A 15,043-nucleotide genomic window follows, 5' to 3' on the forward strand; every position below is an offset into this window, starting at 1 on the left:
TTATTGCTGGTACACATTATAGCAATCAGGACATCGACGGCCGTATCGGGGGATTTATTTAGTTCCGATAACGTTAAATTATCGGAACTAATTAAAAAGAGAAAAATCCGGCAAGTTATAGCTCTTTTAATTGCTTAGTATCTGTCTGCCAAGTCTGTACCTCTCTTCAAATGCAGTGCTTTTCGGCATTCTATTGTCGTTTAGTAAATTCGTTACTGATTGATATACAAACAAGCTGGATTACATGATATACATACAGATGTCGCTGCACATCAGATTCAAACTTTCAACTTGACATGATATTTCTATCATACCGGTGCTAATTTATACTTCTGTAAAATTCTCTTTGCAGTTTTCTGCAGACAATCTTCATATTTTGGCTTTTAAGCCCCGTTTTGCCCCTTCTATATAAGTTTTATAAGTTTATATATGACTTTGTCGTTTTTGCATGTAAAAACGCTTTTATAAAGGCAAAACTGTCAGGTGCTGCTGATAATTTCATAAGCAAAGACCGAAGCCTTCTTATGAGAGAAAGGCTTCGGTCTTTTGTAATCAGGTGATTTTTTTGTTGTTCAGCAATTAGAAAGTAAATACGAACTGTGCCCGTGTCTGTTCTTCCGGATCGGCATCAGGACCATCTTTCGTCTGGCTGCCAAAGGACTGCATAACGCTGAACATAGCATTTTTAGCGAATACGTAGTCGATGCCGGCACCCCAGGATTTGATATTATCCATCTGGCCAAAGCGCCAGCTGTTCGTGGAGCCGCCTAAGAACGCGCCGTCTTCAGCGTCGAGGTATTCAACCCAGAGATCCCAGGACTTCGGAGTAGCCATGCTGGTTTTGCCGTATGTAACGCGGCCAATCCATACGTTGGCATTGTCATCGCCATTAATATTTTCTTCGCCGTTGACGAAGTTTACGTTTTCATAGTTAGCGAGGACATTCCATTTGGAGCCGAAGTTTACGCTGGCATATGCGCCCCAAAGGTCATCGGCAAAGAAGTCGCCGCCTTCGACAGCCGAATTGCCGCCGCCGACGAAGTTATTGTAATAGACGCCTACAGCCGTATTGTTGCCGAAGAATCCTTCGACTTCGCCATATGCCGTTTTTACGCCTTCCATTTCAACTTCTTCGCCGTCCCATTTTTCCAAGCCGCCGGCGATATCGCCTTCTTTAAATTTACCATAGCCGCCTGTTACAGCAAATTTGCCGTTGTTAAACTGCAGCTGAGCGCGGTCGAATACATCGCCGTACTGGTAGCCATAAGAACGGGGGCCGCCGAGAATGTATGCAGAAGTACGGCCGGCGCTGACTTTCCAGTTGGAACCGAAGGCGTAGTCTACATTGATGATGTCGGCAAACACATCGTTGCTTCCGTCATGAGCCTGACCGTTAGCGCCAAAGTTCTGATTGTCTGTGCTGAGACCGACCGTAGCCGTTACGCGGTCGTTAACCTGGGCCGTGCCGCGGAGGCGAATACGGTAATCCCAGGAGTTGTCGTCTTCTTTAGATTTATTGTCGTTCTGATAACGGTAACGAAGACGAGCGTCGCCAGTAAACTTAATATTGCCGACTTTATTTTCCAAGTTCGATACGCGGACACCGAGATTGTTCAATTCATCAGCATATTCGTCAGCTAATTTGTTGATCAGGGCGCGCTGTTCTACCGTAGCGCGATCCATGTGAGCCATGGCTTTAGCTACCATTTCAGCAGCTTCGTAACGAGTAATGTTGCGGTTACCTTCGAAATATTTGCCGTCTACGCCCTGAACAATGCCCGAGTCGGCCAGTTCTACAACGGATTTGTAGGCCCAGCTGTCGGTCGGTACGTCTACAAACGGGTTGGCTGCAAACGCGCACGTTGCGCCTACAGCCATCGTTGCTGCTAATGCTGCTAATACTTTTGCTTTCATCATTAACTACCTCTCTTCTTGAATAAAATAGAAAACATCTTGCTTTGTTACAGGCAGATAGTCTATTTTCTCAAAGAGCATTTGGCGAGTCTCCCTAGTTTCCTCTCTTTTGCTGCGTTGAGAAATTCACATAGTCTATCTTAATTTCGTTGTGCCTGCGGCACTGGTTTCGATGCCGCACCTCAACTTGATGTTCATTGTACAGTATAATATATTCTAATGTCAATAAAGGCTTGCTTTGTAATTTATTAAACTTATATAGTTATAACAAATAATTATATTATGTGTTATTTGTTAATTATTTTCTAGTAAAAATAAAGATATTTCAAAATAATTATGATGTATTTTCGAGATATTTATAAAGTATTTAAGAATAGCGAGAAACCCAATTCTATTTCCTGCGTCGATATCTGACAATTCATCCTTGTACTTACTCAATTATTTAATAATATATAATTATATATTATTAGGTGATGGCATAAACGACCCTTTTCTGCTGATTCCAGCGAAAAAGGGTCGTTTATGCGTATGTTTTTTTAGTCAGCCCTATTCAATAACCGCTATGTGTCATTACGTATCCATATCCCGATCATACAGGCGACTGTTCTCTAAAAATTCTTCGACTGTTGAAAAGCCCAATTCCTTCAGCAGCTCGATGACATAAGGATTCTCTGCCGGCGTTTTATACAGAGCTTCCTTTCCATAAGCCTGGACCTGCTTTTTGCCTTCTTCTTTAGAAATAATAGCTCGCGGGCCGCCGACACAGCCGCCCTTACAGCCCATTCCTTCGAAGAAATTGCCGCCGTGGTTTCCTGCCAGAATATCGTTGATCATGGCTTTACATTCCGGCACGCCATCGGCGCGACGGGTCTGAATGGTCACGCTGCGGTGCGGATTTAGTTGCCCTACCATTCGGGAAACGGCTTCCGATACGCCGCCGGCATAGGCGTATCCGATTCCCGCTTCAGATGCATGAGGAACCTTGTCCTCCGGCAGAGACGCCAGATCTATGTTGGAAACGGAAAATAAATCGGACAATTCCTGATAGGTCAGTACGTAATCAATAGCGCCAACTAAATCTGACTCTTTCTTTTCTGCCTTTTTAGCTAGGCAGGGGCCGATAAAGACGGTTTTCGCCGTCGGATGCAGCCTTTTAACCGTGCGGCCGCCGGCAATCATAGGCGACACTGAGCCGGGAACGTTAGGAAGCAGCTGATGATATAATTTTTTTATCATGGCAATCCACATAGGACAGCAGCAGCTCGTCAGCTGGAATTGGGTTTCGTCGCGGATATTTTTGTCAAATTCCAGCGCTTCTTTTAACGTCAGGATATCGGCAAACACGGCCACTTCCAGCATTCCCGTGAACCCAAGGCATTTTAAAGCGGTGCGCAGCTTGCCCATCGTTACATCCTTTCCGAATTGGCCCGATATGGCCGGCGCAACCAGCGCATAGACCGGTCCGTCATATTCGCGCAGTTCTTGAACGACAGGGATGATTTCTTTACTTGTTTTCAGCGCATCTAATTTGCAGGCGTCGACGCAAGCCTGACAGCCTACACATTTTTCATCGTCAATCACAACGCCCTCGTCTCCGAGCGCTACAGCGTCCCACTCGCAGGCGGTCTGACAATCCCTTGGGCTGTCTGGCGGACAGAGACAAGGCTTCACGCGCCAAATCAGCGGCTTGTCCTCAGGATGGATCAGGCAACCGATCAGTTTCGGGTCTGCATCGCCGCCGACTGCTAAGGGTTTGCCGTCGGCCCCTTGTTTCAGCAAGTGCCAGTATAGTTCTTCTAACGTCTGCATAGTCAACCTCCTTATAGCTCACAGTCAAGCATAATCTATTTTTATGTATATCATAGCAAATTTTATTGATATTGGCATCTGTTTTTTATATTTTCTTCGTATATATTCCGGCGTCGCCATGATAGCTCTATTCGTATGAACATGATACAAAATGTTTGTTCGGCTAGAAAGAAATACATCGTCCAAACAAATGTTTACGGAAGAAGCCCTTCGGGCCGCCGTTCATATGTTTGACTTTTCTATTATTTCATGATAAGGTTATCATGAACCTGTATATTTCATGCAAAGGAGGACTGCGGCTTTGAAAAAAGAATTGAAGCATTTCTACATTGGCCGGGCCGACATCATCGCCAATAATGATAAGCTGACCGATAAAGCGCGGCAAAGCATTTACACGGCGCGGGCCGACAATACGATCGACGCCTATGAGTCGGACTGGAATGATTTCTGCGATTGGTGCGAATATCATCAGCTGTCGTCCTTCCCTGCCCAGCCGGAGACGATCGTCAACTATATCAACGATTTAGCCGACAATGCCAAGGCCAATACAGTCGCCCGGCGTATCAGCGCCCTGACGGAAAATTTCGATGCCGCCGGCATAAAGGATAATCCCTGCCGATTCCCTATCGTCCGAAACGCCCTGCGCGGTATCAAGCGCATGAAAGGTACGATACAGCGCGGCAAGCTGCCGATTTTATTTGACGATATCAAGGAAATGCTGACCTATCTCGAAGGAGATGAATTGCAGCAGGCCCGCGATAAGGCCATCTTGCTTATCGGATTTTACGGAGCTATGCGCCGCTCAGAAATCGCCAATCTGGAAGTAGACGACTTGCAGTTTACCCGCCTTGGGCTCCTGCTTACACTGCGCAAATCCAAGACCGACCAGTTTGACCGCGGCCAGATGATCGCCATTCCCCTGGTACAGGATGAAGAAATCTGCGCCGTACGTGCTTTAAAGCATTGGCTGAAGCTCAGCGGCATCTCGTCGGGTCCCGTATTCCGGGGCTTTACGCGCAATCATACAATCCGCAAGACGAAGATCTCCGATAAAACCATCGCTCTCATCGTCAAGCATTATGTCGGACTCATGGGCATGGACCCGAAGGATTACGGAGCTCACAGCCTGCGGCACGGTTTTGCCACGTCGGCAGCCCAGCACCAGGTCGATGAACGGCAAATCATGAGACAAACCCGTCATAAATCGCAGGCTATCGTGCGGCGGTATATTGACGAAGCAGACCGGCTCATCGACAATCCCATTTTCAAGATAACGGAAACTAAGTGACCATACATACAAAAGAGCGGCGAATAAAGCCGCTCTTTTGTATGTATTCCTTGGCCTCAGTCGTCTCCAGACGGAACGGGGACGTTGAGAATTTGTCCGGGATAGATATCCTGCGTATCTGATAAATGGTTCGTTTCCATAATATCGCTGACGACGTAGCGAATATCCGTTTCGGCGTTCGTACTGCGAGAAGCGATTTCCCACACGGTATCGCCTTTCTCCACGCGAACCGGCGTATATTCTGTTTCTCCGCGATATACCCAGCCCAGCTGAGTGCTGGCGATGGCCAGCAGTCCGAGAAGCAATATATAGCCAAACAGGCGCTGTCTAATATTCTTTTTCTTTTTCATATGGCGTCACTCCTATGCATGCAAAAACAAATGTTTTTACAAACGTTCGTTCGTCGATGGTTATATTATATCGCCAAACAGTTGTTCTTGTCAAGATAATTATGGAACAATCGTTCTAAATCATTCTGTTGAAACGGGCTTGAACAAACGTTTGAATTACGGTATAATATAGACAAACTACTCTGGAGTGATGAAACCATGCTGATGAATGATAAAATGCTGACGACGCGTCAAAAACAAATTTTGGAATATATTCGGGAATGCGTGCATAAATTTGGCTATCCCCCGTCGGTACGGGAAATCTGCAAGGAAGTCGGATTGAGTTCTACGTCTACGGTCCACGGGTATTTAAACCGCTTGGAAGAACAGGGCTTTATTCGCCGCGACCCTTCCAAGAACCGGACGATCGAGCTTCTCGACGAAGGCTCCTGGCGTTCTAAAAAGATCATCCCCCTGCCGCTCGTAGGCCAGGTTCGGGCCGGCGCGCCGGTTTTGGCAGAAGAATGCGTAGAAGACGTATACCCCTTTTCCGCAGAATTTATCGGCAGCGACGAAGATTGCTTCTTATTGACGGTAAAGGGCGACAGCATGAAAAACGCCGGCATTTTTGAAGGCGATATTCTTGTCGTACGCCAGCAGCACACGGCAGAAAACGGCGAAATCGTCGTAGCCCTTTTGGACGATGAAGCTACGGTCAAGCGGTATTTCCGCGAAGCCGACGCCATTCGCCTGCAGCCGGAAAACGACGACTATGCGCCAATTTATACGCAGAACTGCACGATTTTGGGAAAAGTAACGGGCTTATTCCGTAAATACTAGGGAAGGCGTTTTTTTCCTGATTACATACTCACTTTTAATATCCTAAAAAATTACATCCCCGCTTTACAGCAGAAATCTTCTGTCGTAAAGCGGGGATGTATTTTGTCCTGATATTCTTATTTTTTGCTGCGGACCATCGACGGAAGTATTCCGACGATGCAGAGAATCGTAAAAATGATAAAGGCGAGTTGAATATTATCGGTCAGCATAGCTTCTCCGCCCTCCCCGGTCCGCGACATGACCAGCGTAACGATGGCCACGCTGAGGACCTGGCCGACGAGCCGTACCGTGCCGATCATAGAAGAGGCCATACCGACGTATTCTTTCGGAACCGATTCCATGATAGCGTTGTTGTTGGGCGCGGTGAACAGGGAAAAACCGATGCCGATGATAATCAGGCAGGCCAGCAGAACCCACACGGACTGCAAGGGCACGTCATAAGCCAAGAATGCCAGCCCGACGGCAATGCAGCCCATGCCGGCCGAAGACAACAAGGCGGCCGATACATGGTCGGACAGCGAACCCGTGACCGGCGACAGGACGGCCATCAGTATGGGCTGAAGTAGCAGTACCAATCCGGCGTCGCGGGACGTAAAGCCCAAAATACGCTGCAGATACATGGACAGCAGAAAGCTGATAGCAAAGGTCGCACTGTAGTTCAGCATCGCCGCAAAGGATGAACAGGAAAAGGTCCTGTTGCGGAGAAACAGCTGTATGGGTATGATGGGATTGGTCTGCCTTTTTTCCCAGCAGAGAAACAGGGCGAACAGCGCCATGCCGCCTAACAGGACGTATTTGGCATATCCTAAATTCAGGATTTCCGACAGGCCGAACATCATAAGAACCAAGGCGATGGAATAGGCAATCGCTCCTGCCGTATCGAATTTTCCCTTGGCGTCGGCAATCCACTCCTCTTTCATGAAGGCTATCGTCGAAAGGACGGCGACGGCGCAGAAAAAGGCGATAAAGTAGAAAATGCTCTTCCAGCCGCAGTAGTAATTCAGGAAGCCGCCGATGACTGGCCCCAGGGACAAGCCGCAGTATACGGCGCTGACCGTAAAGCCCATGGCTTTTCCACGACGCTCCGGCGGATAGACCAGCGTGATGATAGCGAAGCTCGTAGCGAAGATACAAGCGCTGCCTATGCCCTGCAGCACGCGCAGGGCGATGAGGCCGTAAATGGACGAAATAAGGGAAACGCCTAAGGATGATATCATGAAGATAGATGCGCCCCAGAGAAATACGCGCCGCTTGCCGAACTTATCGGCTAGCTTGCCGATCGGCATGATGCATATCGTCGAGGCGATGAGAAATACTTCGATAACCCATCCCAAGTGGGATTCTGTTACCTTATACGTCAGGCCGATATCCGGCAGGGCTAAATTCAAGGCGCTGCTCGTAAAGGGATTGATAAAAGAAACAATCATGACAATTGCTAAAATGCGGTTTTCATATGAAAGATGAGGAACCATATGCTATCATCGATCCTTTGCTGTCGTTTTTTTTATTATAGCATAGGTTTGCCGCAACGCGTAAGTTTTTATCCCCTGCACAGAGACATATACGGTTCCTGCCGGCTGATTTTATCTAGCTGCTGCATCTGAAACGGCTTATATATCCCCTGTAATCCGGTTGTACTGCCGCTGATGGCTACCTGAACCATGTCCTGCAGGACGACAGCTCGCCGTACAACGCTATGACTCCACTGCCTCTCCTGCAGCTGCGCCGCCAGGTAATGCCGGGCTGCCTCGTATTCCTTGCGGATGATGAGCCAGCGAGCCTGCGATAAAAAGTGAAACTCGGCGGAAAAACCGACGAGCGGATGGTATTGCTCCCATGCGGCGTAAAACTGGTCTTCCCGGCGATGACGCTGATAAAAGGTCAGCAATGCCGTATACATGTGCTGAAAGCCGGGGACCCGTTGCTGAGCCCGGCGTCGGGCTGCGTCTATTTCACAGGCATAGCTGTAATAACGTTCTGCCAGGCGACGGGCGCTTTCTTTGTTATGGCAGAGGGAAAATTGGCCGGCGCAGTCGAACAGCTTACCTAAGAGGTAGTATATATCCCACGATTTCTCGTAGGCCTGCTTGGCCTGTATGACGGCGGCCATGTCTTCGATATGGCGCGGCAAGCCTTCTATTTCCAGCACCCGTTCCAAGCAGTCATAGATGCGGCGAAGCCGGGCCAGATGGCCGCCGCGGCTGCCGTATACGCTGCTCGGTACGGAAAATACGAGCATCAGCTCTTCCAGTACGAAGGAGTTAAGGGAAAACGATTCCAGGCCGCAGCGGGACAAGCCGTAGCAGGCGCGGCAGTACAGCCCTTTATCGGCTGGGCCCCATTTTTCCAGCAAGGATACCGTTTCGTCATACACCCTATAGGCTTGCTCCTTTTGCCGGCAGAGAGCGGCAAAATCGCCTTGTCCTTGTCCATCTTTGGCGTTTCTGTATAATATCTGCGCATAGCGGTACAGCTGCTCCGGCTGCCGCCCCTTTTCCAGCAAGAGTTCCAACGTATCCCTAGCCTTCTGAAAGCACTCTTGTTTGTCATAGGGCAAGGCGCCGAAAGGCCGGCTCGTAAATCGTACCATATAATCCCGATAGTATAACGAGGCCAATCCTTGGAGCGCGCATCTGTCGTCCCGACGGGCCGGATCTGCCAATACGGCGCAGTAGGCCTGTTCTGCCAGCTGAAGCAGACGTTTCTCTCCGCTTTCTTTACGCAGCTGCTCCGCCAGCTGCAAGCACTCATTCCAGCGCTTCTGCCGGATGTGCTGCATCAGCTGTTGTTCCTGCCGTTCTATCTTGTTCATGCTTGTCGCCTCCTTGTCGATGAAAGGTTATTCTTATCTATAGTATGACGAATAATGATTAAACTTTGACAAGAAAGGCATTAAAGTTATATTAAATTGGATTGGCCTTATCATTTTGCATTTGTCAAGAGGCAACAGAAAAGAGACGATATGCGGTAGTATCCGTTTATCGTCTCTTAGTATGTACAGGTATTACATATTGTTAGCGCGGAGTTCGTTTAAAATAGCTTGCACGCGGGCGGCGCTGTCGGCGATGGCGGCGACTTCTTCATGGCCCGTACGGCGCACCTTAATTTCTACGGTCTGATCGGCGGCGCTCTTCTTGCCTACGGTGATGCGGACGGGATATCCAATGAGGTCGGCGTCGTTGAATTTTACGCCGGCCCGTTCGTTCCTGTCGTCAAAGAGGACGTCGACGCCCATGCCTTTCAGCTGCGTATACAGCCCTTCGGCAATCTTCATCTGTTCTTCGTCCTTGCTGCTGACGGGTACGACGACGACTTCGTACGGCGCGATGGCTACGGGCCACATGATGCCCTTGTCGTCGTGGAACTGTTCGATAGCCGCGGCAATCGTCCGGGTTACGCCGATGCCGTAGCAGCCCATGACATAGGGCTTGGCCTTGCCGTTCTGGTCGAGGAAAGTCGCATTCAGGGCTTCGGAGTATTTCGTGCCCAGTTCAAATACCTGGCCGACTTCAATGCCCCGGACGATGTCGATAGGCGCGCCGCAGTGCGGGCAGACGTCGTCTTTAGTCATGAGGCGGATCGTAGCAACCGTGACGTTTTGGAAATCCCGTTTGGGATTGACGTTCTTATAATGATAGCCGTGCTTATTAGCGCCGGTCACGCCGTTCGGTACATTCATTGCCGTCGGGTCTACGATGACATAAAAGCTTTCATTATCCGGCGTATCTGCGCCCATGGGGCTCATATAGCCGGGCTGGAGGCCGTGAGCCTTCAGTTCTTCGTCTGTCGCCGGTTCAATCGTATTGCCGCCGACAAGATTCTGTACGGCTACGTCGTTTACTTCATGGTCGCCGCGAACCATGCAGAGGACCGTTTTTCCGTCTACGTCGAAGGCTACGGCTTTAATCGTCTTTTCTACGGGAATTTGCAGGAAGTTGGCCAGATCTTCGATGGTCGAGCAGTTCGGCGTTTCGATGAGCTCTACGTCGGCTGCGTCTTCAGCTGCCATGTCCAGCGTATTGGGGACGGCCTTTTCAATATCGGCGGCATACTGGCACTTCGAGCAGGAGACGACTTCGGCTTCGCCGGCTGCGGCCAGGGCCATGAATTCATGGGTGTGGCTGCCGCCAATCTGGCCGCTGTCTGCTTCTACAGGCTTGAAATTCAAGCCGCAGCGCGTAAATACACGGTCGTAAGCGTCATACATAATCTGATAGGTCTTATGGAGGCCTTCTTCGTCAACATCGAAAGAATAGGCATCCTTCATGACGAATTCGCGGCTGCGCATGAGGCCGAAGCGGGGACGGATTTCGTCGCGGTATTTATTCTGCATCTGCCAAAGGATCAGGGGCATCTGCTTATACGAACGCAGTTCGTTGCGGAGAAGCGTCGTAATCAATTCTTCATGAGTCGGCCCGAGGCAGTAGCCGTTGTCGTGGCGGTCCTGCAGCTTGAACATTTCCGGCCCGTAAGCGCTCCACCGGCCCGATTCATGCCAGATTTCGGCAGGCTGCATGATGGGCATCATGATTTCTTGGGCGCCTGTAGCGTCCATTTCTTCGCGGACGATCTGTTCTACCTTCAGCGTCACGCGGCGGCCCAAGGGCAGGAAGCTGTACAAGCCGCTGCCGTTTTTCCGCAGCATGCCCGCTTTCAGCATATATTGATGGCTGGCAATCTCAGCGTCTGCCGGAATCTCCCGCAGCGTCGGACTATATAATTTTGATGCTAACATAGACTTAAGACTCCTTTGTAATAGATTTATGTATTTCTTCCAGCAAAGCCGGTACGAGCTGATTTTCAGGCACGCTCTTCAACACCTTGCCGTGGGAAAAGACGATGCCCATTCCCTTGCCGCCGGCGATGCCGAAATCGGCTTCCCGCGCTTCGCCGGGACCGTTGACGACGCAGCCCATGACGGCGACCTTAATCGGCGCAGTGATGCCGGATAAGGCTTCCTGTACTTCCTGAGCCAGGCCGATTAAATCGACTTGCGTACGGCCGCAGGTCGGGCAAGAAATCAGCGTCGGTCCGAAGGTCCTGAGGCCCAGGGCTGTGAGAATCGTCTGCCCGGCCGCGATTTCTTCCGCCGGATCGCCCGTCAGGGACACGCGGATCGTATCGCCGATGCCGTTGTACAAGAGATGGCCGATGCCGATGGCCGACTTAATGCTGCCCTCACGGACCAGACCGGCTTCCGTCACGCCTAAATGCAGGGCGTAAGGAACCTTTTCGGCCAGGGCCGTGTAGGCTTCGATCATCAGCGGTACGTCGGACGCCTTCAGGGAAATGACCATATTGCGGTAATCCAGCCGTTCCAGAATACGGATATGGCGCAAGGCCCCTTCCACCATGGCTTCGGCCGTAGGATGGCCGCCGTTGGCTTCCAGCAGGTCTTCCGGCAGCGATCCGGCGTTGATGCCGATACGGATGGGAATCTGGCGCGAACGCACCTTTTCCACCACCTTTACGACGTTTTCATCGGCGCCGATATTGCCGGGATTGATGCGCAGGGCATGGACGCCGCTGTCTACGGCCTCCAAAGCCAGCCGATAGTCAAAGTGGATATCGGCGACGATCGGTACGGGAGACGCGGCGGTTACGGCCTTCAAGCCCTTAGCGGCAGCCATATCAGGAACAGCAAACCGCACGATTTCCGCGCCGTAAGAGGCCAGACGGCGCACGTCGGCGACGGCCCGCTCCTCATCGGCAGGAGTAATCGTCGACATCGTCTGTACCGAAATGGGAGCGTCGCCCCCTATCGTAAGATTCCCGACAGTTACGGGAAGTGAATGTCTTCGTTTCATAGTAATCCGGCCTTTCTAAAAACGGCTGATGTCCTGGAACATGGCGAATAAGAACAGCGCTCCCAGAATTACCATGCCTGTCGCCTGGATGTACTGCAACGCCTTTTTAGGCATGCGCCGGCCAGAAATTCCTTCTAAAATCAGCAGGATAATATATCCGCCGTCTAACAGCGGGATGGGCAGCAGATTTAAGATACCCAGGTTGATGCTCAGGAAGGCCGTAAAGACGAGAAGGTTTACAAAGCCTACGGACGCTACCTGCCCGGCCAGCTGGGCTACGCCGATGGGTCCGGCCAGGTCAGCCTTCGTTTCGCCGGTAATCATTTCATAAATGCCGACGAGCATGAGCTGGCAAAGCTGCCCCGTACGCTGAACGGCCATGCCGGCCGATTCAAAAAATCCATGGGACTGTTTCGTTATGACCGGCATGATGCCGAGGGTAGCGCGCTGCGACTGGCTGTCTACCTGAGGGATCATGTCCAGGCTCAGCTCCTTGCCGTCCCGTTCAACGACGACGGTGACGACAGATCGGCTGTGTTCGGCTACGGCCTGAGAAATATCGCTCCACTGCGTAATAGCCGTGCCGCCGATAGATACGATGCGGTCGCCCTCCTGCATGTCGGCCTGGCTGGCTGCGGAGTTTTCAATGACCGAGCCGACGACGGCCTGAGGCGATACGGTCATCGTGCCTACGGCAAAGGTAACGCCCCACAAGATGAGAATCGCCAGCAGAAAGTTCATGATGCCGCCGGCGGCAATGACCAGCAGCCGGGACGGAACGGGCTTATTCAAAAACGACCGTTCGTTCAGCGGCTCGTCTTCGGTCATGCCGGCGATGCGGTTAAAGCCGCCCAAGGGCACGGCCCGCAGGGAATACAGCGTCGAACCATAGGTGCAGCTGTAAATCTTGGGGCCAAAGCCGATGGCAAATTCGTCGACCTGCATGCCCGTTAATTTTGCTGTAATGAAATGTCCAAATTCATGGACAAATACGATGAGACTGAATACAAATACAGTCGCTGCAATGGTAATACCCAATGTCCCAACACCTTTCTACAGTAAAGACGCCGCGCAGCGACGGGCCCAGGCGTCGGCGCTGCGAATCGCGTCTAAGGAAACGTCGCGGCATACCGTATGGCGTTCCATGACGGTGCGTACGACGTCAAATATGCGTGTAAAAGAAATTTCCCGCCGCAAAAAGGCGTATACGGCGACTTCGTTCGCCCCGTTCAGCACGCAGGGCATCGTGCCTCCCGCCTTCCCTGCTTCATAGGCCAGGGGCAGGGATGGAAATTTTTCAGGATCCGGCGCGAAGAATTCCAGGCTGCCCAACGTTTTCCAGTCAATATCCTTAGCTCCGCGCACGGGATAGCGCTGCGGATAGGTAAAGGCATATTGAATCGGCAGCCTCATATCGGGCATTCCCAGCTGGGCCAGGACGGAGCCGTCCGTAAATTGTATCATCGAGTGGATGATGCTTTGGGGCTGGACGACGACTTCGATGCGGTCGTAGGGCATATCGAACAGCCAGTGCGCTTCGATGACTTCCAGGCCCTTATTGAACATCGTCGCCGAGTCAATCGTAATCTTGCCGCCCATATTCCACGTCGGATGCTTGAGGCACTGCTCTACCGTAATGGACGGGAATTCTTCCAATGGCCGGTGAAAATGGGGGCCGCCTGAGGCCGTAATCAGCAGCTTGTCGACTTCACTGCCGCTGCGTCCTTCCAGACATTGGAAAATCGCTCCATGCTCGCTGTCGACAGGCAGGATGCGGACGCCGCGGCGCGCAGCCTCGGCCATGACCAGCTCGCCTGCCGCCACGAGGGTTTCCTTGTTGGCCAGGGCAATATCCAGCCCCTTCTCGATGGCATGGAGCGTCGGCTCAATGCCGGCAGCCCCGACTAAGGACGTCAGCACCATATCGGCTTCGCATTCGTCAATGAGTTTGAGCAGACCTTCAGGCCCGGAAAAAACCGTGCACCTTTCGCCTACTTCCTGCCGCAGCTTTTCGGCTGCCGGCTCGTCGGTCATGCAGGCAAAGGCTGCGCCGTGGGCCTGAATCTGGCGAGCTGCCAGCTCCCAGTTCGAATGAGCGGCAACGGCGGCGAGGGTAAACAGCTGCGGATGAGCTTCAATGACGTCGACGGCCTGGGTGCCGATCGACCCCGTACTGCCGAGGATGATAATTTTCTTCAATGCAGGGCCTCCTCTCAGGCGATGAGCGTGAGATATACATATACGGCCGGAGCGGCGAACAGCAGGCTGTCAAAGCGATCCAGCACGCCGCCGTGCCCCGGAATCAGCGTCCCCGAATCCTTTACCTGGCAGACTCGTTTCAGTATCGATTCTACCAAGTCGCCGAGAGGAGCCGCCACGGCGACGACGATGCCGATAGCTAAGGCGTGGATGAGGGAAAACTGGAAAATAAGCGAAAAGACGAGAGCCGTGACGACGGTGCCGATAAAGCCTCCCAAAGCCCCTTCCTGCGTTTTGCCGGGGCTGATGGACGGGCACAATTTATTTTTCCCCTTAACTTTTCCTACGGCAAAGGCAAAGGTATCGCTGGCCCACGTGGAAAAAATCAGGAGAAACATGAAAAAGCGCGCCGGCTCCAGCATGACGGACGAAAAAGCGTCGGTCATATACGATGCAATCTGCCCGTTTCGCAGCGCCAGCATAGCTAAAAAGCCTCCGCTTACGTACAGCAGGCCGTACAGCGTATAGGCGCTGTCTACAGGCTTTATCTTCCCATGAAACAGGACGGTCTGCAGCAGCAGCCACAGCATGGCGGCTACGGCCAGCAGCATCATCACCTTTACGCTGCCGAACCAATAGGCGGCAAAAAAGCAGACGATCCATCCCGCTCCCATCCGTTCCGACAGATTCGCGCCCAGTTTACGGACTAAATTACAATACTCATGCCATCCCAAAATAGCCAGCAGGATTATCATGAAAAAAAACAGCCAGTCCCCTTCATAGATAATCCCTATCGTCAGGGCGCCGCCTATGACGCCGGTTATAATTCGTTTTGCCAACATATGTTTCGTTTACCT

General features: G+C 51.5%; 12 protein-coding genes. 2 read left to right on the plus strand and 10 right to left on the minus strand.

Annotated features, from left to right (window positions below):
- Nucleotides 1-579: 579 nt before the first annotated feature.
- Nucleotides 580-1,914 (minus strand): S-layer homology domain-containing protein, encoded by a 1,335-nt coding sequence (locus OCV58_RS03970; protein ID WP_095628947.1) that lies wholly within the window; start codon nt 1,912-1,914, stop codon nt 580-582.
- 570 nt (nt 1,915-2,484) lie between these two features.
- Entirely contained in the window at nt 2,485-3,723 is a 1,239-nt protein-coding gene (locus OCV58_RS03975) for a [Fe-Fe] hydrogenase large subunit C-terminal domain-containing protein (protein WP_095628870.1), read from the minus strand.
- Between the two features lie 301 nt (nt 3,724-4,024).
- Here OCV58_RS03975 and OCV58_RS03980 point away from each other — a divergent pair, with 301 nt between their 5' ends.
- Nucleotides 4,025-5,011: a site-specific integrase gene (locus OCV58_RS03980; RefSeq protein WP_232818740.1), complete on the plus strand. Its 987-nt coding sequence runs from the start codon at nt 4,025-4,027 to the stop codon at nt 5,009-5,011.
- A 56-nt stretch (nt 5,012-5,067) separates the two neighbouring features.
- On the opposite strand, the gene OCV58_RS03985 is transcribed toward OCV58_RS03980, so the two are convergent.
- Nucleotides 5,068-5,361, minus strand: a complete 294-nt coding sequence (locus OCV58_RS03985; protein ID WP_095628872.1) for a LysM peptidoglycan-binding domain-containing protein — start codon at nt 5,359-5,361, stop codon at nt 5,068-5,070.
- A gap of 198 nt (nt 5,362-5,559) precedes the next feature.
- On the opposite strand from OCV58_RS03985, the gene lexA reads away from it, so the two are divergent.
- Nucleotides 5,560-6,180 carry a transcriptional repressor LexA gene (gene lexA / locus OCV58_RS03990; RefSeq protein ID WP_087477425.1) on the plus strand — a complete coding sequence of 207 codons (621 nt, stop codon included), beginning with the start codon at nt 5,560-5,562 and terminating at the stop codon, nt 6,178-6,180.
- A gap of 116 nt (nt 6,181-6,296) precedes the next feature.
- Here the strand turns inward: lexA and OCV58_RS03995 are convergent, their stop codons facing one another.
- From OCV58_RS03995 to OCV58_RS04025, 7 genes are all read right to left on the minus strand, one after another.
- Nucleotides 6,297-7,607 carry an MFS transporter gene (locus OCV58_RS03995; RefSeq protein ID WP_239386295.1) on the minus strand — a complete coding sequence of 437 codons (1,311 nt, stop codon included), beginning with the start codon at nt 7,605-7,607 and terminating at the stop codon, nt 6,297-6,299.
- 113 nt (nt 7,608-7,720) lie between these two features.
- A complete protein-coding gene (locus OCV58_RS04000; RefSeq protein ID WP_087477427.1) occupies nt 7,721-8,992 on the minus strand; it encodes a hypothetical protein in 1,272 nt (423 codons plus the stop codon).
- 192 nt (nt 8,993-9,184) lie between these two features.
- Nucleotides 9,185-10,915, minus strand: coding sequence for a proline--tRNA ligase (locus OCV58_RS04005; RefSeq protein WP_087477428.1), 1,731 nt, complete (start codon nt 10,913-10,915; stop codon nt 9,185-9,187).
- Nucleotides 10,916-10,919: 4 nt separating this feature from the next.
- Nucleotides 10,920-11,987 (minus strand): flavodoxin-dependent (E)-4-hydroxy-3-methylbut-2-enyl-diphosphate synthase, encoded by a 1,068-nt coding sequence (ispG, locus tag OCV58_RS04010; RefSeq protein WP_095628873.1) that lies wholly within the window; start codon nt 11,985-11,987, stop codon nt 10,920-10,922.
- Between the two features lie 15 nt (nt 11,988-12,002).
- The gene (gene rseP / locus OCV58_RS04015) at nt 12,003-13,025 is read right to left on the minus strand and encodes an RIP metalloprotease RseP (protein WP_095628874.1); all 1,023 of its coding nucleotides are present in this window, start codon (nt 13,023-13,025) and stop codon (nt 12,003-12,005) included.
- 15 nt (nt 13,026-13,040) lie between these two features.
- Nucleotides 13,041-14,186 carry a 1-deoxy-D-xylulose-5-phosphate reductoisomerase gene (locus OCV58_RS04020; protein WP_095628875.1) on the minus strand — a complete coding sequence of 382 codons (1,146 nt, stop codon included), beginning with the start codon at nt 14,184-14,186 and terminating at the stop codon, nt 13,041-13,043.
- Nucleotides 14,187-14,200: 14 nt separating this feature from the next.
- Nucleotides 14,201-15,028 carry a phosphatidate cytidylyltransferase gene (locus tag OCV58_RS04025; RefSeq protein WP_154877029.1) on the minus strand — a complete coding sequence of 276 codons (828 nt, stop codon included), beginning with the start codon at nt 15,026-15,028 and terminating at the stop codon, nt 14,201-14,203.
- Nucleotides 15,029-15,043: the final 15 nt, after the last annotated feature.

Origin of the sequence: Megasphaera stantonii (genome assembly GCF_025567065.1) — a bacterium.
Lineage (GTDB): Bacteria > Bacillota > Negativicutes > Veillonellales > Megasphaeraceae > Megasphaera > Megasphaera stantonii.